General features: G+C 47.5%; 20 protein-coding genes and 1 pseudogene. 9 read left to right on the top strand and 12 right to left on the bottom strand.

Going from position 1 to position 25,100, the window contains the following annotated elements; translation table 11 throughout:
- Positions 1-1,146 (bottom strand): glycosyltransferase family 4 protein, encoded by a 1,146-nt coding sequence (locus tag ACMXI2_RS08320; protein ID WP_483781223.1) that lies wholly within the window; start codon positions 1,144-1,146, stop codon positions 1-3.
- Positions 1,143-1,802 (bottom strand): PIG-L family deacetylase, encoded by a 660-nt coding sequence (locus ACMXI2_RS08315; protein ID WP_483781222.1) that lies wholly within the window; start codon positions 1,800-1,802, stop codon positions 1,143-1,145. The genes ACMXI2_RS08320 and ACMXI2_RS08315 overlap by 4 nt, the downstream gene beginning before the upstream one ends.
- Positions 1,803-1,933: 131 nt before the next feature.
- Between ACMXI2_RS08315 and ACMXI2_RS08310 the strand changes: the two genes are divergently transcribed.
- The 3 genes from ACMXI2_RS08310 (at position 1,934) to ACMXI2_RS08300 (ending at position 6,161) form a co-directional block, all read left to right on the top strand.
- Positions 1,934-2,542: a DUF1349 domain-containing protein gene (locus ACMXI2_RS08310; RefSeq protein WP_483781221.1), complete on the top strand. Its 609-nt coding sequence runs from the start codon at positions 1,934-1,936 to the stop codon at positions 2,540-2,542.
- Positions 2,543-2,568: 26 nt separating this feature from the next.
- Positions 2,569-4,110 carry a sulfatase family protein gene (locus ACMXI2_RS08305; RefSeq protein ID WP_483781220.1) on the top strand — a complete coding sequence of 514 codons (1,542 nt, stop codon included), beginning with the start codon at positions 2,569-2,571 and terminating at the stop codon, positions 4,108-4,110.
- Positions 4,111-4,340: 230 nt separating this feature from the next.
- Positions 4,341-6,161, top strand: a complete 1,821-nt coding sequence (locus ACMXI2_RS08300; protein ID WP_483781219.1) for an ABC transporter ATP-binding protein — start codon at positions 4,341-4,343, stop codon at positions 6,159-6,161.
- 53 nt (positions 6,162-6,214) lie between these two features.
- On the opposite strand, the gene ACMXI2_RS08295 is transcribed toward ACMXI2_RS08300, so the two are convergent.
- The 3 genes from ACMXI2_RS08295 to ACMXI2_RS08285 form a co-directional block, all read right to left on the bottom strand.
- The gene (locus ACMXI2_RS08295; protein ID WP_483781218.1) at positions 6,215-7,024 is read right to left on the bottom strand and encodes a glycosyltransferase family 2 protein; all 810 of its coding nucleotides are present in this window, start codon (positions 7,022-7,024) and stop codon (positions 6,215-6,217) included.
- 388 nt (positions 7,025-7,412) lie between these two features.
- Positions 7,413-8,852 (bottom strand): DNA/RNA non-specific endonuclease, encoded by a 1,440-nt coding sequence (locus tag ACMXI2_RS08290; protein ID WP_483781217.1) that lies wholly within the window; start codon positions 8,850-8,852, stop codon positions 7,413-7,415.
- Positions 8,853-9,133: 281 nt separating this feature from the next.
- A complete protein-coding gene (locus tag ACMXI2_RS08285; protein WP_483781216.1) occupies positions 9,134-10,036 on the bottom strand; it encodes a BPSS1187 family protein in 903 nt (300 codons plus the stop codon).
- A gap of 99 nt (positions 10,037-10,135) precedes the next feature.
- Between ACMXI2_RS08285 and ACMXI2_RS08280 the strand changes: the two genes are divergently transcribed.
- Positions 10,136-10,393, top strand: a complete 258-nt coding sequence (locus tag ACMXI2_RS08280) for an MgtC/SapB family protein (protein ID WP_483782394.1) — start codon at positions 10,136-10,138, stop codon at positions 10,391-10,393.
- A gap of 68 nt (positions 10,394-10,461) precedes the next feature.
- On the opposite strand, the gene ACMXI2_RS08275 is transcribed toward ACMXI2_RS08280, so the two are convergent.
- Together ACMXI2_RS08275 and ACMXI2_RS08270 are read right to left on the bottom strand one after the other, a co-directional pair.
- Entirely contained in the window at positions 10,462-11,676 is a 1,215-nt protein-coding gene (locus tag ACMXI2_RS08275) for a family 16 glycosylhydrolase (protein WP_483781215.1), read from the bottom strand.
- Between the two features lie 70 nt (positions 11,677-11,746).
- Positions 11,747-13,477 carry a cellulase family glycosylhydrolase gene (locus ACMXI2_RS08270; protein ID WP_483781214.1) on the bottom strand — a complete coding sequence of 577 codons (1,731 nt, stop codon included), beginning with the start codon at positions 13,475-13,477 and terminating at the stop codon, positions 11,747-11,749.
- A 184-nt stretch (positions 13,478-13,661) separates the two neighbouring features.
- Here ACMXI2_RS08270 and ACMXI2_RS08265 point away from each other — a divergent pair, with 184 nt between their 5' ends.
- Together ACMXI2_RS08265 and ACMXI2_RS08260 are read left to right on the top strand one after the other, a co-directional pair.
- Positions 13,662-16,520: a triple tyrosine motif-containing protein gene (locus tag ACMXI2_RS08265; RefSeq protein WP_483781213.1), complete on the top strand. Its 2,859-nt coding sequence runs from the start codon at positions 13,662-13,664 to the stop codon at positions 16,518-16,520.
- Positions 16,521-16,632: 112 nt separating this feature from the next.
- Complete coding sequence (locus ACMXI2_RS08260; protein WP_483781212.1) at positions 16,633-17,871, top strand: multidrug effflux MFS transporter; 1,239 nt, start codon at positions 16,633-16,635, stop codon at positions 17,869-17,871.
- On the opposite strand, the gene ACMXI2_RS08255 is transcribed toward ACMXI2_RS08260, so the two are convergent.
- The 3 genes and pseudogenes from ACMXI2_RS08255 to ACMXI2_RS08245 form a co-directional block, all read right to left on the bottom strand.
- Positions 17,868-18,011: an SDR family oxidoreductase gene (locus ACMXI2_RS08255; protein WP_483782393.1), complete on the bottom strand. Its 144-nt coding sequence runs from the start codon at positions 18,009-18,011 to the stop codon at positions 17,868-17,870. The genes ACMXI2_RS08260 and ACMXI2_RS08255 overlap by 4 nt on opposite strands.
- A 79-nt stretch (positions 18,012-18,090) precedes the next feature.
- A pseudogene (locus ACMXI2_RS08250) lies at positions 18,091-18,471 on the bottom strand (SDR family NAD(P)-dependent oxidoreductase); the annotation flags it as partial.
- Between the two features lie 70 nt (positions 18,472-18,541).
- On the bottom strand, positions 18,542-18,733 hold the full coding sequence (locus tag ACMXI2_RS08245) for a hypothetical protein (RefSeq protein WP_483781211.1): 192 nt from the start codon (positions 18,731-18,733) through the stop codon (positions 18,542-18,544).
- A gap of 161 nt (positions 18,734-18,894) precedes the next feature.
- Here ACMXI2_RS08245 and ACMXI2_RS08240 point away from each other — a divergent pair, with 161 nt between their 5' ends.
- Entirely contained in the window at positions 18,895-19,239 is a 345-nt protein-coding gene (locus tag ACMXI2_RS08240) for a TfoX/Sxy family protein (protein WP_483781210.1), read from the top strand.
- Positions 19,240-19,346: 107 nt separating this feature from the next.
- Entirely contained in the window at positions 19,347-20,582 is a 1,236-nt protein-coding gene (locus tag ACMXI2_RS08235; protein WP_483781209.1) for a cation:proton antiporter, read from the top strand.
- A 47-nt stretch (positions 20,583-20,629) separates the two neighbouring features.
- Here ACMXI2_RS08235 and ACMXI2_RS08230 read toward each other — a convergent pair whose 3' ends face one another.
- Positions 20,630-22,786 carry a glycoside hydrolase family 3 N-terminal domain-containing protein gene (locus ACMXI2_RS08230; protein WP_483781208.1) on the bottom strand — a complete coding sequence of 719 codons (2,157 nt, stop codon included), beginning with the start codon at positions 22,784-22,786 and terminating at the stop codon, positions 20,630-20,632.
- 130 nt (positions 22,787-22,916) lie between these two features.
- Here ACMXI2_RS08230 and ACMXI2_RS08225 point away from each other — a divergent pair, with 130 nt between their 5' ends.
- Complete coding sequence (locus ACMXI2_RS08225) at positions 22,917-24,038, top strand: aminotransferase class V-fold PLP-dependent enzyme (protein WP_483781207.1); 1,122 nt, start codon at positions 22,917-22,919, stop codon at positions 24,036-24,038.
- A gap of 36 nt (positions 24,039-24,074) precedes the next feature.
- Here the strand turns inward: ACMXI2_RS08225 and ACMXI2_RS08220 are convergent, their stop codons facing one another.
- The gene (locus tag ACMXI2_RS08220) at positions 24,075-24,908 is read right to left on the bottom strand and encodes an aldo/keto reductase (RefSeq protein ID WP_483781206.1); all 834 of its coding nucleotides are present in this window, start codon (positions 24,906-24,908) and stop codon (positions 24,075-24,077) included.
- Between the last annotated feature and the right edge of the window lie 192 nt (positions 24,909-25,100).

Genomic DNA, 25,100 nt, shown 5'->3' with positions numbered 1-25,100 from the left:
TTAACGGATATTAAGTTTTTCACGCATCAGCTGCACAAACTGCCTTGCTATAACCCGGTAATCAAAATTTGCTACTACTCTTTTCCTTGCAGCTTTTCCTAACTGTTCCCTGTAGGCGGCATCTGTCATTAACCGTTGCAAATGCCGCCTGATATCATTTATATCTGCCCGGTAATCGACCGTACGGGGCGTGGAAAACACCACCTTGTGATCTGCTTCAAAACCCGACTCTTTACCCAGCACTACTTCGTTCAGCACTATTTTTTCTGCCACACCGGCCAGCAGTGCGGTTTCCCCATCTACCAGCGTATCCAGCATTCCCATTGCGCGGATGCCGATCACCGGTTTTTCACAGGCGCCCGCTTCTACCTGTGGCATCCCGAAACCTTCCAGCCGCGAAGGGGCCACATAAATATCGCAGGCATTGATGAGATAAGGCATCTCCTCCCTTGATACAATGCTGGTGATGTATTGTACCCTGCCACCCAGTCCGAGTTCTTCCGCCAGTTCCAGGTCCGCTTTGTTTTGTATGCTGGTGCGCGGCTGCGGCCATACTTTACAGATATACTTCCAGTTGTCCGGCACTTCGCCGCTTAACTGCGACAGCGCCTGCATCACCTCCCTGGCTCCTTTTGAGCAGGCATCTCCACCTATGGTGAGGAGCATCAGCTCATCCGGCTCCACGCCCATTGATTCCCGCACGGCTTTCACCCGCGGATGATCTTTTGGCAGCGGTGTAAACCTGTTGGTATTGCAGCCAACCGGCAGCACGGCTATTTTATCGCCGTTGATGCCATCGCGTATATACATTTCCTTTACCCACTGTGACGTAACGAGGATCAGCGGCAACTCATTCAGCACTTCCTGGTAGTTGGCGATATATCCATCGGCCACCAGCCAGGGAACCGGCTGCACGCCAAACCGCTGCGGATGCAGGACCAGCTGTGGGCAATATCCCCAATAACCTACGCCCACCACCACATCCGGCTTAAACGAACTGTAATACCATTCCTTCTCCAGTGGTGAGTCATAATGTACTGCCAGCGCATTTACACCTATTTCAAGCAAACCATGGTACAATAAATTTCCTTGTGTTGCCAGTCCGCCGGGAGCCGGCGGATAATCAAATAACAAAAGTACTTTCATAATTCAAACGGTAAACTGTTGAGCCACTGATGGGCTTCCCCGCTGTTGTTAAAACACCAGAACGATTCCGCCAAAGGCGTGGTGGCTGCTTCCCAGCTATCGACCTCAAATCCGTACGTTTGCGTGATCACCTCATATTTCCGTTGCCAGATATCTTTATCCAGCACATGATAAATAGTTGCTTCTGGAATAGCTTCAGGGAAATAGGACTTTAACCCATCTTCATAAGCAAAAGCCCAAAGCTCATCTGCAGTGATCCTGCCTTGTTGCCATAGCCGGATCACCGCGCTGCTTGCTTCTTCGTGGCGGAGATGCCGGGTATATTCCCCCCGTGGGTGATGAGTGATAACCAAATCATAATGCTGTACCGGCAACAGGGCAAGCACCTGGTTTTCCACCACCTCTTCCGGAAGTGGCGTTTGTTCCGGGCCATCGTCCATATCTCCCATTACACCCTGTGCTCCGTACAATTGTAGTGCCTTAAAAAATTTAGGGGCTCTGTCTGTATCACCGGCGCGGCACAGGCTGATGATAGTCCAGTTCCACTGCGGATGAAACAGGATAGTACCCCCGGCCCACAGGGTTTCATCATCGGGATGGGCTACAATAACGGCAGCGGACTTTCTTTTTGTTACATGAGGGTTTTCTTCGTTCATATTCATAACATTTAACGGGCAGGTTAAAGAGGGTTCTTAAAGTTAAGAAATCCAAAGCAGCTACCCATCACTAAAAATTATCCATTCCGGAGAATATTTATCATCTTACATAAAATTTTTACGGAAACATCATGAAAAAACTGGTAGCATTATCCGCTTTCATAGCGATGAGTATGGGACTAAAAGCACAAACTATGCAATGGTATAACACTCCGCAGAAATGGTCCGCAGATCATAACAAAATAAATGTGACCGTTGACCCCGGCACCGACTACTGGCAGGTAACTCACTACGGCTTTATCCGCGATAACGGCCCTTTTTATTTCCAGGAACAGGAAGGCGATTTTACCGCTACCGTAAAAATTACGGGTCATTATAAGGAGCTGTTTCATCAGGCCGGCCTGATGATCCGCAAGGATGTCAAAAACTGGATTAAAACCGGTATCGAATATGTGGACGGCGTACAAAACGTAAGCGCAGTAGTAACCCGTGAAGTATCCGACTGGTCCGTAGTTCCGCGTCATGACAGCCCCAAAAGCATGTGGCTGAAATTACTGCGTAAAGGAGATTATGTACAGATTGAATATTCTTTTGATAATAAGAAATTTGACATGCTTCGGCTGGCGTATTTCCCTCCCGGCGGCAAAGTGCAGATAGGACCTGTGGCGGCAGCACCTGGGAAGTTGCCGTTTGATGTAGTGTTTGAGGAGTTTAAAGTAGTAGCGGAGGATACCTTGTAGCTATTTCAACAGATAAACACATGAACATGAAAATCTTTTCCGCAAACTATCTTAGAAAAACCTGGGGAGTATTACTCCTGTTCGCAGCCAACAGCTATGCACAGCAAGAACGTCCCAACATTATTTTCATCTTCTCGGACGATCATGCCTGCCAGGCTATCAGCGCCTATGGCAGCAAACTGGTACAAACGCCTAACATCGACCGGATCGCCGCTCAGGGCGCCATTTTCAAAAATGCGCTGGTCACCAATTCTATTTGCGGCCCCAGCAGGGCTACCCTGCTCACCGGCAAGTATAGTCACATTAACGGCTATACGCTGAACGAGAAAAAGTTTGATGTAGCACAACAGCTGTTCCCTTCCCTATTGCAGCAAAACGGCTACCAGACGGCCTGGATCGGCAAATGGCATTTAGGCAACCTGCCAAAGGGATTCGACTACTGGCGTATCCTCAACAGCCAGGGCCAATATTATAATCCCGATATCATTGGCCCCAACGATACTACCCGCATAGAAGGCTATGTTACCAATATTATCACCCAACTCTCTGTTAACTGGATCAACCAACGCGATACGACCAAACCCTTCTTCCTGGTGGTAGGCGAAAAAGCCACACACCGGGAATGGCTGCCGGATATCCAGGACCTCGGCACATACGATGATAAAACATTTGCCCTCCCGGCCACTTTCAAAGATGATTACAAAAACCGCCTGGCCGCGCAAAACCAGGACATGACCATCGATAAAACCATGCGCCTGAAAGAAGACCTGAAAGTACATGCCAATTACGAAAAGGGGATCTATGGCCGGTTCACACCGGAACAGAAAAAGGCTTTTATCGATTACTACGAAAATAAGATCAGCAAAGAATTTGATAAACAAAAACTAACCGGCGATGCATTGGTGGAATGGAAATACCAACGCTACCTGAAAGATTACCTGGCCACGGCAAAGTCGCTCGACAGGAACATCGGCCAGCTGCTGAACTATCTTGATAAATCAGGACTCTCAAAAAATACAGTAGTCGTGTATGCCTCCGATCAGGGCTTTTATATGGGAGAACATGGCTGGTTTGATAAACGCTTTATTTACGAAGAATCATTACGCACTCCTTTCGTGATCAAATACCCCGGAGTAGTAAAACCCGGCACTTCCATCAATCAGCTGATGCTGAACATCGACTGGGCTCCCACTTTCCTCAACATCGCAGGCGTGAAAGTGCCCGCCGATATACAAGGCGTCTCCTTTTTGCCCCTGCTGAAAGCAGATGCCAAAAATGTTCCCTGGAGAAAAGAAGCCTACTACCACTATTACGAATTCCCACAGCCTCACCACGTATATCCGCACTTCGGTATCCGTACGGAACAATACACACTGGTGCGCTTCTATGGGGAGTCTGCCAGCTGGGAGTTGTACGACCTGAAGCAGGACCCGCACCAGGTGAACAATCTTTATGGCCGGAAAGGCACGGAGAAACTCACCACCACCCTGAAAAAGCACCTGGAACAACTCATGGTTCAATATAAAGACACGGAGGCGTTAAAAATCCTCCGCAGCAATAATCACTGATATCCGCCCCTGGCCCGGGCGGCTATCAAATCTTTTGACAATTAAGCCAAAAGGGCTATTTTTGAGCCCTGATTGCAGTTTTTACTGGTGATCTGCAGGCTTGAATGTGCGACTGAAAAATATTCTTTAAGTTATTGATAAAAAGAAAATTAAAAACTTAAGGAACCGCATCAGCAACGATGCGGTTTTTTTTATGCACCGTCTAATCATTATACGATTATTGTTAAAATATGAAGACATACTTCCGACTCTTATCATTTGCTAAACCTATTAATAAATTTGCGATCCCCTATATCATCTGTGTCCTGTTATCTGTAATATTCAGCACGCTGAACCTTGCATTGCTGGCGCCTTTGCTGGAAACGCTGTTTAACAAAGATCTCAATCAAAAAATAGCCCCCATGCCGGACAGCTATTTTGATATTTTCGCGGTGTTTAAACATTACACCACCACCATCGCCAGTGAATACGGTAAAATTAAAAGCCTGGAATTTGTTTGCGCCTGTATTGCCGCCTCCGTATTACTGGGTAATCTGTTCCGCTACTTCGCCGATCGTACTATGGAAAGCTTACGCATACAAACCTTACTGAACCTGCGTAAAACAGTATTCAACAATGTAATGAACCTGCACCTGGGTTATTTTAGTAATGAAAGAAAGGGTGATATCATTTCCAAGATTGCATCCGACGTACAGGTGGTACAATATACAGTGACCGGCACCCTGCAGGTATTATTCAAAGAACCGGCCCAATTGATCTCTTTCCTCGTCATCCTGTTCCTCATCTCCTATAAATTAACGCTGGTTTCTATGCTGGTGATTCCCGTGGCCGGCTTCATTATATCAAGGATCGTAAAAAGACTGAAAGAACAGGCTACCGCCTCCCATCAAACCTACGGCATGATGATCAGTTACCTCGATGAGGCGCTGAATGGCATCAGGATCGTAAAAGCATTTAACGCTGTTGGATTTATTACCAACCGCTTTGATGAACAAAACCGCAAGTATTCCAAAATATCCCGCTCTATGGCTAAAAGACAGCAACTGGCTTCGCCCGTTTCTGAAACTTTAGGGGTGTTGATGGTGGCTGGTATCGTGTTTTACGGCGGTTCCCTTATTATCAATAACCAGGGGAATATGGACGGATCTACCTTTGTGGTATATATCGCCCTCTTCTCCCAGATTATGCGCCCGGCAAAAGCTATTTCCACCGCGTTCAGCAATATCCATTCAGGAGTTGCTGCGGGCGACAGGGTACTGGAGTTGATCGATCAGCAATCGGCCATCACCAACGCGCCGGATGCCGTTACATTAAACGGCTTTACAGATGAGATCCGTTTTGATGGCGTTTCTTTCGCCTACGGCGAGAAGAAAGTACTGAATAACATTCACCTCAGCATACCCAAAGGCTCCACTGTAGCGCTGGTAGGCCCTTCCGGCGGCGGAAAGTCCACGTTAATGGACCTGATCCCCCGCTTTATGGATCCCCAGTCCGGCAGCGTCCTTATAGATGATAAAAACCTGAAGTCCGTTACAATGGAATCTTTACGCGCACTCATGGGTGTGGTAAACCAGGAATCCATTCTCTTCAATGATACCATCTTCAACAATATTGCTTTTGCCAAACCTAACGCCACCATTGAAGAAGTGGAGGCAGCAGCCAGGATTGCCAATGCACACGATTTTATCAGCAAAACTGAAAATGGCTATGATACCAATATCGGCGATAAAGGGTCCAAGCTTTCCGGCGGTCAACGGCAGCGTATCTGCATTGCCCGTGCGGTACTCTCCAATCCGCCACTGATGCTGCTGGATGAGGCTACATCCGCCCTGGATACAGAATCGGAAAAAATGGTACAGGACGCACTGAATAATCTGATGAAAAACCGCACCTCCCTGGTAATCGCTCACCGCCTGAGCACCATTCAAAATGCGGATCTTATTATAGTGCTGGATAACGGTCAGGTGGCCGAACAGGGCACCCACCAGGAATTGCTCAGTAACAACGGCATTTATAAGCGGCTCATCGAAATGCAGACATTTAGTAACTAAATAAAAAAAGGTCACCGTCTGGTGGCCTTTTTTACTAATATCTTTTTATTTATTTACTCCGTTGTTAAATGATGCCTGTAGCCGTTAGAGCAATAGGCAATACCATGATTTAAGGTATCCAGGTAAACCCTGTAGTTGATATTTTCGTGTACACGGGAATTAAAAGGATGATGCAGGTGATAACATACCGCTTTTAATTTTACCTTCTTCTGATAAAGTCCTGAGTTAATAAAACGCGCCGCCAGTTCAATATCTTCGTGTCCCCAGCCCTTCAATTCATTATTATAACCATTCACCTTCAGAAAATCTGCTCTCCAGAATGCACAATTACAACCAATCCAGTTACGGGAACGCTGACTCTTTTTAATCAGCAAAGGAGCCAGGAAAGGAATACGAAGCGAATTGATCCGGTTCCTCACATTTTTACTGAAAGAAGACACCCGCTCAAATTGCCCGTTATTCAGGTACTTCCGGGTAATATCTTCCTGTAACAACACCCGGCTGCCGCGGATAAAATACCCCTTTTCCGCTTCCGTGATATGGTCTCTGATGAAAAGCTCATGCATCACAATGTCACCATCAATCTGGATGATATAGTCTGAAGAGGTACCGGTAATCGCCTGGTTAATGATAATAGTTTTGCGGAAACCTTCATCCGGATGCCAGAAATGCTTCACCGGAATGCTGGTTTTTCGTCTGAATGCCTCTACAACATCCCTGGTAGCGTCTCCGGAACCATCATCAGCTATGATGACTTCGTCAGGGAGGACGGTTTGTACCAGTACACTATCCAGCACAAGCTTCAATGCTTCCGGCCAGTTGTATGTAGTAACAAGCAAGGCCACCGACACTCTTTCACCCATATTAGTTAGATATAATATTAATGTTTAAAAAGCTCATATTGTTAAGCTTCTCTGGTATAACGCCATTTTATCGCTAATTATTTTACGCCATTCCTTTCGTTGTGTACACAGTATTTGTCTTGTTATATGTGCATATAATCAAGAAAAGTGTAGGTCCATTTCCATTAATAATCGGCCAGTTATACTTTAAGTTAGCTTTGTAATTATAATAACGATCTAAGGCTTCAATAAGTTACATGTTGCTACTGTACTTTCAATAAAATTATGCCAATCTGGTTTTTATAGGAACTTATCATGATTTTTTTCTGGATATTAGTTTACAAACGACAAAAACATAATAATTTTATGCAATTTATAATTTAATTGCCAGAACAACATAATATTTTTTTTAACGATACATTCTCTCCTGTCCCGCATCTATTTTCTTCACTAACTCTTGTCTTACTACCGGTGGCACCCTCTCCAGCAACTTATACCGGGTGGCCTTTTCTATTTCTTCAATTGAAGTCAGGTAAGCGCTCCACCTGGCATTAACATCATTTTTATTGGGTGTGTTCACCGCAATAATACGGGTGCTCTTATTAATACGCTGCAAATCATTATTGCCTTCCGGTAAAACCACCAGGATCTTCCAGATATGGTCCGGCACGGTAATTTTACGGCCATCTATTGTTTTTGCCAGTCCCTTGCTCCCGGTTCCTCCACTGCCATAGCTACCCATGATCACATATACCTCGTTTCCTTTCATGACCAGCTCCCGTGTATATTCTTCCAGGTTTTTCCACAAATGCTGGTTATGGTTGGGGGCCTGCGGTATCATATTGGTCATCAGGAAGGTGGATTCATTGGCCGCCCGGGTGGCGGTCCGGTCGCCCGAAGGACAATTATGCCCCCGGTCGAAACCGCTGCCCATATAACTCGTTTGAGATACCTGGTACCAGCTTTCCGGGATATCGGCATCGGGCCTGAAATCGTTGGCCCTCGACATTTTGCCCAGATCCCTGCGCGATACATGCCAGGCAACCCAGTTGGGCGTGCCCTTGTCGCGGTTATACGACAACTTGTAATACGCTTTATCCATCAGGTAATTATTCGCCATCACCAGCGATGCACTGGCATCGCTGGGATTACCGAGCAACAGGTTATCATCATCGTCACCTGCCGGTTTCTCCACCGGCTTAACCGGCGTTTCTTTTCCGCCGGCCATTACCCGGAACACGTCAAAATTGATCCGGCTGTTGCCGGCGTCTGTTTTACGGATATCAAACCGGATGACGCCCGTACTCTTCGCGGTAAAGGTGGCTGTTTTAAGCACACCGGAACTAACACTAACGGGATCACCTACACGAAAATAGCTTTGTCCCCGGTTCACCGATGCCCACAACTCCCAGGTTCCTTTTTTGCTTGCGGCGTACCCGGCATATTTCAGTGTAACCGTTACCGTTCCTTTTACAATAATATCGAATTTCATTCCGGCCATACCATTATCGCGGATCCGCAATGCCTGTGCGCCCGTTTTATGATCTTCCTCCAGGTTGCCGGTTACCGCATCTTTAAACTTCCAGGTACCGCTGGATAATTCCACATCACCGCTGTTATAACTTGTTTTGGACCCCGACTCAAAATCTTCTGCCAGTAAAAATGTACTGGTGCGGGTGGTAGTATTTTTTTTGTGAGATGATTTCTTTGCAGGAGGTTTTTCTTTGTCACCGGTAATTTTCCGGGAACAGGTAGTCACTGCAAATGCAGCAATGATCAATATAACGATAATGGCTAAACTGCTGAATCCCTGGTGCTGCTTCTTTTTTTTCCTCTTCTTCTTTGACATAGAATGGTAACGAACGCCCGCGAAGATAAAGAATAAAAAACAGAGAAAACCACCAGTCTTCCCCCGTTTTTTAACAGCCCTTAATAAAAGAGTTGTGATAATATACTGGAAGCATCATTGGTTTTGGTTTTTGGGCCAAGTAAATTTGTATACTGACTGAGCGTCAGCAATATTTTAAGTTTAGAAAACAATCCGTTTTTCAATCCGCCAAACTGCGACGTATAGCCACTGGGGTTAGGAAAACGTTTTGGCCGGTTCTTCACTGAAAACCGGCTTTCTTTTTAATTCCCTGTAGCGCCGCTGATCATATATTTCCATACGGCTATAAAGTCTGTTCCCAATGTAGATCCGTGTTTATCTTTCCGGTCCACATCCGTAACAAGGATACTGTTCCTGGAATGAACCGGCATTCCCGGCTGTACCATCGTTGTATCGGTGACCGCGCGGTGGCTCACCACACTTACATCCTGCACCTGGTACTGGTAATTAAACGGATCTGCAGCATGCAGAAACGCATAATACCTGTTCACCGGTGTGCGGCCACGCTCCTGCTGCCAATGCGCCGGCGCATTGAAATACTGCAGGTAGTCCTGTGGTCCGGAAAACATCAGCACACCACGCAAACGGAACTGCTTCCCGAAATACGCTGCATGCCCGGCTCCCTGTGAATGACCTGCCGCAATAATTTTATCCCAGCGCACTTGTCCGTTACGTACAAACTCACTCCAGCCACGATCCTGCGCAGCCAGGTATACCAGCAGCTTTGTAAACCGGTTCAGCAGGCTATTGGCGGAGTCTACTTCTACTTTATCACTCACCGGCGTACCAAACATGATCTCCTGGCGGAAATGATCAAAACAGGTGCTGTCTTCACTTTTGGAACATACCGTGGTGATCACCGTATTCACATAATCAGGGGTTACTACATAGTAGCCCATAGCGGCAAACGAGCTGTCGAACGTACGGAAGTCGGCTGCCCGGCCGCCGGTACCGGGAATCATCACTATCAGCTGATGGCGGTTGTTTCCCGCAGCGGGTTCTGCGGCGAGGTGCGGGGTATGCACGGTCTTTAACCCCTGCTGGGTTGCTCCAGGCGCTATGGTTCGGAACTTCACCTGCGCCTGGGTTACAGCGGAAAAAAGCAGCGCGGTGGCAATCAGTAAACGTGGTTTTGTTGGAAGCATGCGAAAAGTATAAATGAATTGATTTCAAGATACAAATTTTGACCTTCTTTAACAGTACGACTATACGTAAATCAGGATGAAAGGAAATTTATTGCGTAAATTAGTAGTATAATACCCTGGACGGAAATATTAATAAGATTATCACTGGCAGCGGTTTTTGGCGGTATAATAGGTTTGGAAAGGGAACGCAAGGACTGGGCGGCCGGGTTAAGGACGCACATGATGGTGTCTGTGGGTGCGGCTTTAACCATGATGGTTTCCGTTCGCTTTAAAAGCATGGATAAAGCCATTGTAGGCAAGCTGATCGCAGATATACAGGCAGATACCGGCGTAAAAGAAGTATCGTGGAACAACTGATCTTTTTTACCGGATCAATAAAATGCCGGCCGTAAACACGGCCGGCCGGATCCATCAACCTATATACATCAATACCGGAATGACTCCCAGCCGGAAATAGTGGTACGGTTACAGGTCATGGCCTGCGTGCCGTTTTCACACGATACGTATCGCCCGTTATTTCCACGGAGAGCAATGCTGCCGTCTGTATTTACCACCCAGTCAAATTTTTCCCAGTCGCCCGCACTGGTACGGCTACACGTAATTGGGTTAACGCCGTTTTCTGATGAAACATATTTACCCTGGCTTTTCAACGCCACCTTGCCACCGCCGGCATCTTCCACCGTAAACTGTTCCCAGCCCTGTGCAGTAGCACGGTTGCAGGTCATAGCCTGTGTGCCGTTTTCACTGCTTACAAAGGCATTGTTAAATCCTTTGAGGGTAATAGTGCTGCCAATGGGCGCATTGCCACCGCTGTTGGAAATGGAGTACACCCTCACATAGTCAACATACATATTGGCGGGCAGTTTACTTTCATCGATCGTTTGCCCGGGGAAATCGCCTCCCACAGCCATGTTCAGGATGATAAAGAACTGGTTATGGAACTCTTCTGTGCTGTTGATATTGTTCAGGATATTGGCTGTTGCAAACTGGTTACCATCCAGGTACCAGCGGATAGCGCTGGCATCCCACTCTACCGCATATACGTGGTAATCTGTAATAGTGGTACTGGAAGTGCCGCCATAGGAAACATGACCGTTGGCATCCCAGTGAATGGTGCCATAAATAGTGTTGCTGGTATTTACCTGCTCCATAATGTCTATTTCGCCGCATTTGGGCCAGCCTACGGAGCCTATGTTGTTGCCCAGCATCCAGAACGCAGGCCACAAACCCTGCCCGGAGGCCAGTTTAATCCGCGCTTCAATACGGCCATACTGTGTGGTAAAGTGCCCGGCAGTGTTCATGCGTGCGGATGTATAAGGCCAGCCGTTCACCGACTGCTTCCTTGCCGTGATCACCAGGTTGCCGTTGCTCACACTGGCATTGGACGACTGGTAATACTGCTTCTCATTATTAACACCCGGACCGGTTTCAAAAGACCATTTGGAAGTGTTTACGCTGGTACCGTCAAATTCGTCGGACCAGATCAGCATATAAGCTGCGGCGGCCTGCACTGCTGCCGCAGCTGGCTGGGCATCCAAAGGTTGCAGATTATTGGTTGTTTTCGCCTCTTTTTTACAGGCGGTCATCATTACCATTAACAGGAAGGAACCTACGCTAATGGAGATCAGTTTTTCTTTCATGGAAAGTACAATTAATAAAAGGTGAACAAATAAGGCTGATGGATCAACGTGGAGTTATTTTTATGCGCGCTTACTTTCTTTCAAAGATCATCTTACTAAACACACCTCCGCCCTGTACAAATTCTATCCGGATCCGCTGCTCACCCTTTGCGAGGCGGATATTTTTCACTATCACCGGCTGATCATCGGATGGCACGGCGAGATCCGCTGCCAGTACTTTGCCATTACTGCTGATGTTAAACCTGGCGCCGATGCTACCGGTATCTGCTTTTATTTTTATGGTAAGGGTGTAGTTCCCCGCAGCGGCTACGCGGATGGTATACTGCAACCATTCGCCGCTTTCAATATTAAATACCACGAACTCACTGTTTTCCTTTTTTATATCCACGCCATCATTGCGGTAAGCATGGCCACGGTTCCCCTGTGTATTCACGCCGGGCGTGTAATGGTAACTCGCGGTATCGAGGTCGTTATAAGCGGAAAGGTTTCGTCCCAGGTCATAGTCCGCTGCGCGGATCACGGCCTGGTCTTTTACGATATGTTCCCTGAAAGGAATGGTCTTACCGGAAACCACCTGCCGGAACATGGCATCTGTCACATCTTTATGATAAATATTATTTTCAATCCGGGTGTTGCCGGCAAATTCCATCAGTGCGCGGTAAGCTTCGTCTGCTGCCGGTGCGGGTCCTTTGTCGTTCCAATAGTCCAGGAGTGCCTGGTAGCCGGGAGTGAGCTTTATTTCCAGCGGGTTGTTGGTCCCCATCTTTTTCAGCTGCCACCATGCCCAGCCAATGTCATTGCTTTCCACCATACTGATGGTATTAGTAAACCAGTTGTTGGAATTTTCCCCGGATTCTCCGAGCCACAAAGGGAGGTTGTATTGCTCCCGTAAATCCAGGAAATTCCGGATGGAAGCTACATTGGTGAAATTGCCGTATTTGTGAAAGCTGATCACCATATTACTATCCCAGGCAGGCAAAATGCCATTGTAATTATTCCCGAAACCATTTCCTTCTATAATGATGATATGTTTTGGGTCTACTTCCCGGATGGCTTTGGTGATAGCTGTCATCAGCTGTTTCAGGGGAATGTTCTTTGTTTCTTTGGCGCCTCTCTTGTCTCCGGCTTCTTCAAATCCCCAGTTGGGCTCATTGATAATATCATAACCGCCTATCCAGGGCTCGTTGGCATAGCGTGCTGCCAGCTTGCGCCATAAGGCAATAGTTTTATTCCGGTTAGCTTCGCTTTCCCAGAGAGATGGTTTTTCAGGGTGCCTGTCGGAGATAGGCAAATCGTTCCCCTGCCCTCCGGGTGCGGCGTGCAGATCGAGGATCAGGTACATATGATTGGCCTTGCACCAGTTCAGTAAGGAATCGGTGAGGGCAAACCCTTTTTCCAGCCAGGTATTTTGCCCGGCTACCGGCTCTTCCTCTGCCGGAAGCGTGTACAGATCGAAGTGCATGGGCAGGCGAACGGAATTAAATCCCCATGCCGCCATTGAGTCAATATCCTTCCTGGTGGTATGACTGGTAAGCCACGCGTCATAAAATGCCTGTGTTTTTTCCGGTCCTATCAGTTCCCGGATCTTTTCGCGGATCCTGTATTGCTGGCCAATATTGCCCAGGCGGAACATATATCCTTCCTGCAACATCCAGCCGCCGAGGCCCATTCCCCGGAGGATCACTTTCTCGTTTTTTTCATTAACAATAACGGGGCCCCGGGTTTTCAGATATCCCTGCCCGTTAGCAGGCAGCAGGGAGGCAAATAATAACGTGAGTACTATAACGTGGAATTTCAGCATGTAAGATGTGTCTTTAAAAAGAAAAATAACGCCCACCAAGATCAGTATTTAAAAGGAAAAAATCATTTCCTGAACTACGTCATTTCTACTTCAGATGATATTAAACCATTGATTGCTAATCTATCTTCATTACTTCCTACCTACATCAGCAAAAAAATTTTACATTTAGTAAAACGCTTTTTAGATGAAGCATTTGCTGTTGCTGGCCCTTTTATTCCACGGAAAAATATTATTAGCCCAGAATACGATCGGACTACCCGCTGTTGTAAATTTCAGCAAAGCCCAATACCAGGGAAATGGCCAAACCTGGGACATCGATATCGACCGCAAAGGCATCCTGTATTTCGCCAACAATGAAGGGCTCCTTACCTTCAACGGCAACTACTGGAAGCTTTATCCTGTACCCAACAATACCCGGCTGCGTGCAGTAAAGGTGGCGCCGGACGGGAAGATCTATGTAGGCGCACAGGACGACTTCGGGTATTATCTGCCCAATAAGAATGGTATCCTGGAATATACTTCTCTCAAAAAAAATATCCCCGCAGGGCAAACAGAATTCGCGGATATCTGGAATATTGCCCTCCACAACAACGGCGTTTATTTCAAAAGCAACAATAAAATATTCGGCTGGCGTAACCGGCAGATGGAAGTATACAATGCTCCGGGAGAATGGAAAATAATGGGCAATACTGCCCACGGCCTCTATGCACAGGACCTCCAGCAGGGATTACTGAAACTGGTCAACGGCCAATGGCAACCCGTTTGCGCCGGAGCCAAAGGCAGATCCCTTCTGATCACCGCTTTCCTCGAAGAAAAAAATGATACCCTCCTGGTAGCCACCCTCAAGGATGGCCTCTTCCGCATCGTGCATCAGCAGCTGATCCCGCTGCAAACGGAAGCAGATACTGTTTTCCGGAGCAGTCGTATTTACTGTGCCATCCCCCTGGATAACGGCCAGCTGGCCGTAGGCACCTTCTCCAAAGGATGCTTTATGATCAACGCTGCCAACGGCAAAGTGATCCAGCAATTCAGCATGGACGAGGGCCTTCAGAATAATAATGTGCTCCGGCTGTTTGCTGATCCCCGCCACAACATCTGGCTGGCGCTGGACAACGGCATTGATCAGCTCCGGTACAACACCGCTATTAAACAGATACTACCCGCCAAACATAATTCCCTTACCACTTACGCCGCGAAAGTGTTTAATCAGCGCCTTTACATCGGCACATCCGACGGGTTATACAGCACGCCACTGGACACCGTTACAGACCTCAGCTATTCCAAAGGCAACTTCCAGCCCGTAGCCAACACCCGTGGCCAGGTATGGAACCTTTCTGCTATCGGCTCCCACCTGCTGATGGCCCACCAGGAAGGAACATTTGAAATTACCGGCAACAAAGCCGCCGCAGTGCTGAAAGACCAGGGCTGCTGGGCATACCTGCCGCTCTCCAACAACATCCTCACCGGCTGCTACAACGGCCTGGCCCTTATACGCTACAACGGTTCGCAGGTGAACGTTACCCGGCACGTGTCCGGTTTGTACGAGTCCCTGCGCTTCCTGGCCGTAGACCCGCAGCAACGTATCTGGTCCTCCCACCCCTATCGCGGCGTGTACCTGCTCACACTCAAAAATGATACTGCCCTGAACTACCGGCTGTTCACGCAAAAAGACGGACTGCCTTCTACTTACAATAATTACGTTTTCCGTATTCAACAGCGGATGGTAGCCGCTACCATGAAAGGTATCTATGAATTTGATGAAGTCCGTCAGCAATTTATTCCGTCAACGGGCGTATTTGCCCCGCTGAAAAATGTGGCGGTGCAATACCTTTCGGAAGACAGCAGCGGCAACATCTGGCTGGTGGCGGATAAAAAGCCGGGCGTACTGAAACCGCAACAGAAAACAATTACCTGGTTTCCCGAACTCGCCGGGAAAATAGTAGGCGGCTTTGAATTCATCTATCCCTTTAACGAGGAGAATATCTTTTTTGGGGGCGACAAAGGCATTTATCATCTCAACTATAAAAAATATTCCCGTCATGACGCCGGCCTGTCGGTGCTACTCGGGCAAATAAAAGCCACCAGCCGGAAAGATACTTTGCTGTACGGCGGCTACCAGGCTGCCGGTCCGCAGCCACCAGTAGTGCTGCCGAATGCGTTTAACAGTTTTCATTTTGAATACACCGTTCCTCCCGCGGAGCAGGGCAATCACATCACTTACAGCCATGAGCTGGCCGGATTCGATAACCAGCCCGGCGAATGGACGGCTAAAACTGAAAAAGAATACACCAATCTGCCTTACGGAGAATATACTTTTTCGGTAAAGGCGAAAGATAACCTCGGCAATATCTCTGCGGCCGCCAGTTATTCTTTTACCATTTTGCCCGCCTGGTATCAAACCTTTATGGCGAAGGCGGTGTACCTATTGCTGCTCACCGGGCTGATCTGGTACCTGTACAGGCGTCAAAAGAAAAAATTTGCTGCGCAGAAAGATAAACATCTGCGGGAACAGCAACATCTCATTTTTCAACATCAGCTGGAACTGGAAAGAAATGAGAAACAACTGATCCGGTTGCGCAATGAAAAACTGGAATCAGATGTGCAACATAAAAATAAAGAACTGGCTACTGCCACCATGCACCTCGTGCAGAAAGGCAAACTGATTTCCAATATCCGTGAGGAGCTGATACAAAGCGTAAAGAAAACCAATGACCCGGAAGCGCTTCCTTCTTTCAAAAAAGTAATGCGGTTGTTTGAAGAAGCAGAAAATAACGAAGAAGACTGGGCACAGTTCTCCCAACATTTTGATGAAGTGCATAATAATTTCCTGCGTACCCTTAAAAAACAGTATCCGGATCTAACCACCACCGATCTTAAACTCTGTGCCTACCTGCGCATTAATCTTACCACCAAAGAAATAGCCCAGTCGATGGGCATTTCCGTTCGTGGTGTGGAAACCAGCCGGTACCGGCTTCGCAAGAAACTGAACATACCCGGCGAAACAGGGCTGTATGATTTTCTCACAAATATTACGCAGGGATAAATGCAGGTCCTTGTCTTCCCCGGGTAAAATCAGGAGAAGATAACATCTACATCACCGGAAGGGGCATATTTCTTCTTACTTTTGCAGGGAAATTTTTAAAAGCCATATTATTTTGACCAACGGACTTTCGAAATCGAAATATTTCTTTCTTATTCTGATTCTCGGTACGCTCACAGCATTAGGCCCCTTTTCGATCGACATGTATCTTCCCGGCTTTCCGGCTATAGGAAAGGATCTGGGAGTAGACCCCACCAGGGTGGCGTTGTCGCTTTCCAGTTTTTTTATTGGTATTTCAGCGGGACAATTGCTGTATGGCCCACTGCTGGACCGGTTTGGCAGGAAGAAGCCGTTGTATATAGGACTCGTGCTGTATGTGATCTCTTCTATCGGTTGTATGTATGTATCGTCTCTGAACGGGCTCATCATACTCCGCTTTATCCAGGCCATAGGCAGCTGTGCCGCGGCAGTGGCTTCGGTAGCAATGGTGCGTGACCTCTTTCCTGTAAAAGACAACGCAAAAGTATTTGCATTGCTGATGCTGGTAGTAGGCACTTCCCCCATGATTGCGCCTACGGTAGGCAGTTATGTAACCAGCGCCTTTAGCTGGCACACGGTATTCCTTATATTAGGTATCATGGGTGCGCTGATCCTGGTCGCCACCATCCTCTGGCTCCCGGAAAGTTATCAGCCGGACACGTCGATGTCGCTGAAGCCCGGTCCCATTATCAGCAACTTCCTGTCGGTGGTAAGCGAGCCGCAGTTTTACACCTACACCTTTGCGGGCGCCGTTTCTTTTTCAGGACTGTTCGCTTATGTGTCGGCCTCGCCGCAGGTGTTTATGGATATTTACAAGCTCAGTGACAAAGCGTATGGATGGATTTTTGCGGGCCTCTCCGTAGGACTGATAGGTTCCAGCCAGGTGAACAGCCAGTTGTTGAAACGGTTCAGCAGTCAGCAGATAGTGCCGGTGGCGCTGGTTTGTCAGACCATCACCGGGCTTATTTTTATTGTATGCGCCTGGAATAACTTTTTATCATTACCTGGTATCATCGTGCTGCTGTTCATATACCTTTGCTGCCTGGGCTTTATCAATCCCAACACTTCTGCGTTGTCGCTGGCGCCGTTTAGTAAAAATGCGGGCAGCGCATCTTCGCTGATGGGCGCCACACAAATGGGAATAGGTGCGCTTGCTTCTACAGTAGTAAGCTTGTACAATACGCATACGGCAACACCAATGGCTATCACCATGTGCGGCACCTCGCTGCTGGCGCTGTTTATATTACTGGTGTGCCGCCGGAATATTAAAACGGCTGTAGCAGCGACGCCGGGCGCTGCTACCATTGCGCATTAAACCAATATAGCGCCGCCATCTACCACCACTATCTGCCCGGTGCTGAATCCATTCTGTATCAGATATAAATACGTTTGTGCAATATCTTCCGGTTGCCCCACACGGCCCGCCGGGAGCACGCCTGCTGCCTGTTGATACATGGCTTCGCGGTCGGCCTCCGGCAGCCCAACCCTTCTGAGGACGCAGGTTGGCAATACCGGTAGTCAATACCACAGACCCTCCCGGCAATATGTTCTTACTGCCATATTTTACCGCATTGAATGCGCCGAAGAAACGTAATTGAAATGCTTCCTGCAACTCAGCGCCGGTAAGATCTTCCACCTGTCCGAATGGAAAAGAACCACCAGCTGTAAATACTAAATGGTCAAAGGCGCCCGAAGTGCGGAAGAAATCACGCACTGCTGCTTCATTCCCAAGATCCAACGAAAAGCCCTGCGCCGTTTCCGGTAGCGTAGTCAAGGCGTTCTTAACTCTTCCGGGGTTACTGGAAACAATGATCACCGTTGCTCCTGCCGCTGCTGCCGCCTGTGCTGTTGCTAAACCGATTCCGGCCGAACCGCCTAATACCAATACTTTTTTTCCTGTCAGATCCGTATTCATAATTGTATTTTTTATGAACACAAAATTCGGCAGCCGCTGGCAGGCGCCATTTAACAAATGGTAAAAAGCGTCAACGACGGCCATTTTTCCGGATCCTGCTGAGCGACTGCTGCGTAATACCCAGGAAAGAAGCAATGGTACTCAATGGTACGCGGGAAACAATATCCGGTTTCTTTTGGGTAAGGAACTTTTTCGTATAGCAGCAACAGGTATTCCTTATGTAATACAATGACATCGGCATCACACACTGCCTCCAGTACATAAGGGGATGGCGTTTCTTCGAGATAGCTGCCTAGTATGGTGGCACCTGCCAGGCCGGTATATTTGTTTTTTCCGGCACTCTCCCTGCTGAGAGAAACAATGGAAAAACAATACGGAAATTAAAGGAAGTCGTACCTTTAACATCTCCCAAAAAATATCTCAATGGCATATAATGAAAAACTCGCTGACCGGGTACGCGAAATTCTTTCTGCCTCCACCGACAATATCACCGAAAAGAAAATGTTTGGTGGATTGTGCTTCATGGTAAACGACAAAATGTGTGTGGGCGTACGACCCGATAAAATGATGGTACGGATTGATCCGGCCAGATCGGACGAGATGGTGGAATCCTCTGCAGGCGCTGAAGTAATGGTTCATGGCAGTAAGGAGATGAAAGGATTTATTTTTGTAGATGAAAATGAACTCCACACAAAAAAACAATTACAACACTGGATTAAAATGGCATTAGAATTTAACGTAAATGCTAAGTCTTCCAGGAAAAAATAATCCCTTAATGCCGGTCTGACTTTGATTTGCTACTTTTTTTTCTATCTTTAAAACCACTATAGCAACATTAGGAACCTGATTTTTTAACCGGCATTATTCGATTACTTATGAACACATTTACGCTGATAACGGCTTTAGTTACCATTAGCGCATTAATTTCCTACATCAACAACCGATTCATTAAGCTGCCCGGAACCATAGGCGTGATCGTGGTTTCGCTCCTGTTGTCATTACTGATTTCGCTGACAGGTAAAATTTTCCCCGAGGCATTTGCATTTATTAAGGATGTAACCAACGGTATTGATTTTACTGGCGCCCTGCTGGACGTGATGTTAGGTTTCCTGCTTTTTGCCAGCGCATTGCATTTCGATTTCAACAAATTAAAAGCGCAACGGTATCCCGTGCTGGTACTGAGTACCGTAGGGGTTATCGGCTCTACCTTTATATTCGGATTCCTGCTGTACTGGACCACAGCACTACTCCACATCGATATCCCGCTGGTATATTGCCTCTTGTTTGGCGCACTCATTTCTCCTACCGATCCGGTAGCAGTATTGTCTATCTTAAAAAAATCAAAGGTCCCTCCTGCGCTTGAAACCATTATTGGTGGGGAGTCTTTACTCAATGATGGTACCGGTATCCTGTTATTTGTGATCCTGAAAGAAGTAGCCGGACAGGCGGATAGTCATGTTTCGCTGTCACATGCTGCGGCGTTGTTTTCACAGGAAGTATTCGGCGGCATCCTGCTGGGCGTTGTTTCCGCCATTGTAGCTTACAGAACCATGAAACGTGTAGATGATTTCAATATCATTGTAATGGTGTCTTTATCGATGGTAATGGTGATTTCTGTAGTGGGCGCTATGCTGCATGTATCCATTCCACTGGCGGCTGTTTCCGCCGGCCTGATATTGGGTAATACTTCCCTGGGTACAAAAAATGCGGAAGAAATACAACACTATTTTCATAACGTATGGAGCCTCATCGATGAGCTGCTGAATACCATCCTGTTTGTGATGATCGGGTTGCAGATTGTGATCATGCCATTCCTGCAAAACTATTGGTTCACCGGTTTGATGGCCACTGCATTTGTACTGATCGCGCGGACGTTGAGTATTACCATCCCCGCCATTGTATTAAGGCGCTCCCTGAAAACGGATTATAAAAGCATTACTATATTGGTGTGGGCAGGACTACGTGGGGGCATCTCCGTTGCACTGGCCCTGTCATTACCGGAGTCGCCCTACAAGGAAGTTATCCTCTCGGCCAGTTACTTTGTGGTATTGTTCTCTATTATTGTACAGGGGCTCACGCTGAAGAAAGTGGTAGACCGTATGGTGGTATAGCGGATTTTCCAGCAGGGAAGCATTAAATACTTCCCTGCTGCCATTTATTACTTCACCTTAAATTCCTGCGATAGCAGGAAGTTCTCTGAACTCTTTCCTACATTGATTTTATACGTGCCTTTGTATAACTTCCAGGCATGTTGCTGTAAATCCCACTTCTGTAACTCCGTTGCCGGCAGCTCCAGTTCTACTATTTCTTCTCCGCCTTTGCTTACATGCACCCGCCTGAATGCCTTCAATTCCTTTACCGGCATACGTTCCATATCCGGATAGGTAATATAGGCCTGCACTACTTCATCGCCATCAAAGGCGCCGGTATTTTTAACGGCTACGGATACACGAATGGTATCTTTGCTGCGGTACTCCTTTGCAGGCACAGTATGCCAGGCATAGTCAAACTTCGTATAGCTGAGGCCGTAGCCAAAAGGATACGCTGCTTTACCTTTAAAATACCGGTAGGTGCGGTTTTTCATGCTATAGTCTTTGTAGTCCGGTAAGTCCCGCAGGGATTGATAAAAAGTAACCGGCAACCGCCCTGCGGGCGAATATTTTCCGAAGATGATATCTGCGAGGGCGTTACCGCCCTGTTCTCCCGGATACCACGCCAGGATCACCGCATCTGCATAGGGCGCAATGGCCGACACATCTACAGCGCTGCCCGCAGTAATTACAGCAATAATAGGCTTCTTATGCGCTTCCCTTAATTTCTTCATGAACAGGATTTGTGAGCGGGGCAGGCTCAGTGTATTTTTATCGCCGCCGGAAGGGGAAAGGAATGCATCTCCTTCTTCTCCCTCCAGTAAAGGCGTTAAGCCAATCACCGCTACAGTCACATCACAATTCTGCGAAGCCCAGATACCGCCAAAATGCAGGGTATCTGTAAAGTCGCACCCCTGGTCGTATTGCATGGCCATACCCGGACCGGCAGCTTTGGCCAGGCCCGCGGCGAAAGTAACCATATCGCCCGATACGCCGTGATAGTTGCCCATCAGGGCTTCCAGCGATGCGGAGTTGGAGCCGGTCACCAGCATAGAGGCATATTTATCGGCAGTTAAAGGCAATACGCCATCGTTTTTCAGCAATACCATGCTTTCCCTGGCGGCTTCGCGGGCCAGCCGGGCATGATAGCCGTTGTTCACGCTATCGGCGCCATAGGCGCTGTAAGGGCTTTCTGCCGGGGCATCCAGTAACCCCAGCTTTATACGGGTACGCAGGGTGGCGCTCAGGGCGCTGTCTACGTTCGCGCTGGTGAGCCAGCCCTTGTCGATGGCTTTCATCACATCATCCTGTAAAATATTGGCGCAGTCGAGATTAATGCCTGCTTTCACCGCTGCTGCTGCTACTTCCTCGCGTGTAGGAATGGCTTTATGACGCAGCCAGATATCATCCAGCGCCCAGCAGTCAGTAACTACCTGTCCACCGAACTTCCATTCATGCCGCAGGATATCCTGCAACAGCGTATTCCCGGTGCAACAAGGCTGGCTGTTCACCCGGTTATACGCGCACATGATCGATTCTACTTTGCCATCCACCAGTTTTTTAAATGCATAGAGATAAGTTTCCCTCAGGTCTTTTTCATCGATGATGGCATTAAAGCTATGCCGGTCGGCCTCCGGGCCGCTGTGCACGGCAAAGTGTTTGGCACAGGCGGCCGTTTTCAGCATACCGGGAACATCCCCCTGTAACCCCTGTACAAAAGCGCCCGCCATTGTAGCAGTGAGATAAGGATCTTCACCGTATGTTTCCTGGCCGCGGCCCCAGCGGGGATCACGGAAGATATTGATGTTAGGCGTCCAGAAGTTAAGCCCCATATATTGCACATGCCGGTGCTGCTGCACGGCGAGGTTATATTTAGCTCGGGCTTCCGTGGAAATGGTGTTAGCCACTTCCCTGGCCAGCGGCGCATTAAAGGTAGCCGACAGCCCTATCGCCTGCGGATATACGGTGGCTTCACCGCCTCGCGCAATACCATGCAATGCCTCATTCCACCAATTATAAGCTGGGATCTGTAACCGGTCTATCGCCGGACTGTTATACCCCAGCAATGATATTTTTTCAGACAGGGTAAGGGTATGCAGCAGATCGCTCACCCGGTCGTTCAGCGGCGCATCCGCCCGCCAGAACAGTGCCGGCGGCTGCGCCGCTGCATTTAACGTAAATAAAAGTATGAAAGCACCAAAAATGAAAAACTGTTTTCTCCACATGCTAAACCTGATTTTTTTCTATAAGATATTCCACCTCTGCGCAAGTTATCATATAAAAAACATAATCGTATGGCGGTATCCGGACAATGGTTTATTTTGTTTATTATCGTGAAGAAATTAATAAAATAGTATGACTAAATGGGAAAAGATCAGGGCCGATTACCCAGTATGTGACAACGCTACGTATTTTTTTACCAACGGCGGCGGACCAGTAAGCACCCCTTTTGTGCAAAGGGCAACGGAGCTTTTCACGGAACTCAGTGAAAAAGGCCGCGGAGTGATGCCGGAATGGGATAACCAGTCCAATGAAGTAAAGGCGCTCGTTGGCGAAATGATCCGCGCAAAGGCCAGTGAAATTGCTTTCATCACCAATACCTCGCAGGCTATGATTCTCCTGTATGGGATGTTTCCAAAACACTATGAAATCATCACTATGCGGGATGAATTTCCCAGCAGCTTTGTAGGCTGGATGCACAACGGCCACACCCTCCATTTCGTGGATAGCGATAATCGCAACCAGATCCCGGTTGCAGACATTGCCGCCAAAATCACCCCGGCCACCCGTATCCTGATCACCAGCCACGTAATGTTCAGAACCGGCTTCCGGCAAAACCTGAAAGCCATTGGCGAACTATGCAAACAACATCAGCTGATCCATATAGTAGATGCTACACAATCATTTGGCGTAAACGACATTGATGTACAGGAATGTAATATCGATATCCTCATCTTCCACGCGTACAAATGGGTAACTGCCGGCTATGGTACCGGCGCGATGTATGTGTCGCAGAAAATACTGGATCAATACCCGCCACAGGTAATGAGCTGGTATAATGTGGATTATGAAACGGCCGATTTCGATTCGGTGAAGGACTATACGAACTTCACACCTAAAAAAAATGCCACAGTATTTGAGCCCGGCACACCGCCGTTTGTGAATATACTTTTATTGGGAGAAGCGCTGAAATATCTTCATCGTACGGGCATTCCAGATATAGAGGCATATGTCGGGGAGCTAATCACCTACCTGGCGGAAAAGGCGGCTGCAAACGGTATCCGGCTGCTGTCTGACTATCCGCCGGAACATCTTTCTGCTATACAACTGCTGGAAATTACACCAACGCAAAATGAGAAAATTGAAAAGAATAATATCCAGGCGAGATATAAAAATAATAAATTAACGGTAGCCTTAAACTTCTATAACAACAAGGCTGATATTGATAAGTTATTTTCGGCGCTCGCCGAAGCATAAAAAAATAGCGGAGGGAAATCCCCTCCGCTAAAAATATTAAAAGTTGAAATTATCCGGGTCTGGTCCTACCCTTTCTCCGCGATCCAGCGCATCTATCTTCAACACATCTTCTTTACTGATCTCAAAATTGAACAACTGCGCGTTGGAAATCACCCTGTCCTGGCGGATGCTTTTGGGAATGGTCACCACATCCTTCTGCAGATCCCATCTTAATACTAATTGTGCTACTGACACTTTATATTTCTCCGCGAGTTCTTTCAGCAATGGCACGTCAAATGCCTTACCCTGCATCAGCGGGCTCCAGGCTTCAAACTGTACGTTGTTTTTCTGACAGAAATCCAACAGGGATGGTTGTACCAGGTAAGGATGGAATTCCAGCTGGTCCACCATAGGTAGTACCTTCGCACGCTGGAACAGGTCTTCCAGGTGATGTTGCAAAAAATTGCTGACGCCAATGGCTTTTACGCGGCCATCTGCATACAGTTTCTCCAGTGCGCGCCAGGTTTCCTTATACTTACCCTTTACCGGCCAGTGAATCAGGTACAGATCAAGATAGTCTGTTTTCAGTTTGTCCAGGGAGGTATCAAAAGCTTTCAGGGTGCTGTCGTAGCCCTGATCCGCATTCCATACCTTCGTAGTCAGGAAGATATCCTTTCTGCCGGTGGCATTTTTTTCAATGGCAATACCCACCCCTTCTTCATTACCATAAATAGCAGCGGTATCTATATGCCGGTAACCGGCATCCAGTGCATAAGTCACTGAATCGATCACTTCCTGTCCTTCTTTTGTTTTAAAAACACCTAGTCCGAAATAAGGCATCTGTACACCATTCGACAATTGCACAGTACCGTTAATGTCTGTAATATTCATATAATGGAGATTTTATTTTACTGTTTCAAACGCCAGGGAGCCCGGCTTGTTTATCATCCTAAACTCCGTCATCCCAAAATTACGACGGAACAAGATGGAGTTACCAGTACATATAAGAGATATTTTTGTACAAATAAGAGAAAAGCACCTTTCCGTTCAGATTAGTTTATTAAATAAAAACAACCTATCTTT

The organism is Chitinophaga sp. G7 BAM 1005, from assembly GCF_057126945.1.
The sequence above is the reverse complement of the archived record's forward strand: the minus strand, read 5'-3'. Positions and strand labels throughout refer to the sequence as shown.

Coding starts and splice junctions, on each gene's coding strand:
- ACMXI2_RS08320 (WP_483781223.1), bottom strand. CDS start 1,146: ATGAAAGTACTTTTGTTATTTGATTATCCGCCGGCTCCCGGCGGACTG.
- ACMXI2_RS08315 (WP_483781222.1), bottom strand. CDS start 1,802: ATGAACGAAGAAAACCCTCATGTAACAAAAAGAAAGTCCGCTGCCGTT.
- ACMXI2_RS08310 (WP_483781221.1), top strand. CDS start 1,934: ATGAAAAAACTGGTAGCATTATCCGCTTTCATAGCGATGAGTATGGGA.
- ACMXI2_RS08305 (WP_483781220.1), top strand. CDS start 2,569: ATGAAAATCTTTTCCGCAAACTATCTTAGAAAAACCTGGGGAGTATTA.
- ACMXI2_RS08300 (WP_483781219.1), top strand. CDS start 4,341: ATGAAGACATACTTCCGACTCTTATCATTTGCTAAACCTATTAATAAA.
- ACMXI2_RS08295 (WP_483781218.1), bottom strand. CDS start 7,024: ATGGGTGAAAGAGTGTCGGTGGCCTTGCTTGTTACTACATACAACTGG.
- ACMXI2_RS08290 (WP_483781217.1), bottom strand. CDS start 8,852: ATGTCAAAGAAGAAGAGGAAAAAAAAGAAGCAGCACCAGGGATTCAGC.
- ACMXI2_RS08285 (WP_483781216.1), bottom strand. CDS start 10,036: ATGCTTCCAACAAAACCACGTTTACTGATTGCCACCGCGCTGCTTTTT.
- ACMXI2_RS08275 (WP_483781215.1), bottom strand. CDS start 11,676: ATGAAAGAAAAACTGATCTCCATTAGCGTAGGTTCCTTCCTGTTAATG.
- ACMXI2_RS08270 (WP_483781214.1), bottom strand. CDS start 13,477: ATGCTGAAATTCCACGTTATAGTACTCACGTTATTATTTGCCTCCCTG.
- ACMXI2_RS08265 (WP_483781213.1), top strand. CDS start 13,662: ATGAAGCATTTGCTGTTGCTGGCCCTTTTATTCCACGGAAAAATATTA.
- ACMXI2_RS08255 (WP_483782393.1), bottom strand. CDS start 18,011: ATGTATCAACAGGCAGCAGGCGTGCTCCCGGCGGGCCGTGTGGGGCAA.
- ACMXI2_RS08245 (WP_483781211.1), bottom strand. CDS start 18,733: ATGTACTGGAGGCAGTGTGTGATGCCGATGTCATTGTATTACATAAGG.
- ACMXI2_RS08240 (WP_483781210.1), top strand. CDS start 18,895: ATGGCATATAATGAAAAACTCGCTGACCGGGTACGCGAAATTCTTTCT.
- ACMXI2_RS08235 (WP_483781209.1), top strand. CDS start 19,347: ATGAACACATTTACGCTGATAACGGCTTTAGTTACCATTAGCGCATTA.
- ACMXI2_RS08230 (WP_483781208.1), bottom strand. CDS start 22,786: ATGTGGAGAAAACAGTTTTTCATTTTTGGTGCTTTCATACTTTTATTT.
- ACMXI2_RS08225 (WP_483781207.1), top strand. CDS start 22,917: ATGACTAAATGGGAAAAGATCAGGGCCGATTACCCAGTATGTGACAAC.
- ACMXI2_RS08220 (WP_483781206.1), bottom strand. CDS start 24,908: ATGAATATTACAGACATTAACGGTACTGTGCAATTGTCGAATGGTGTA.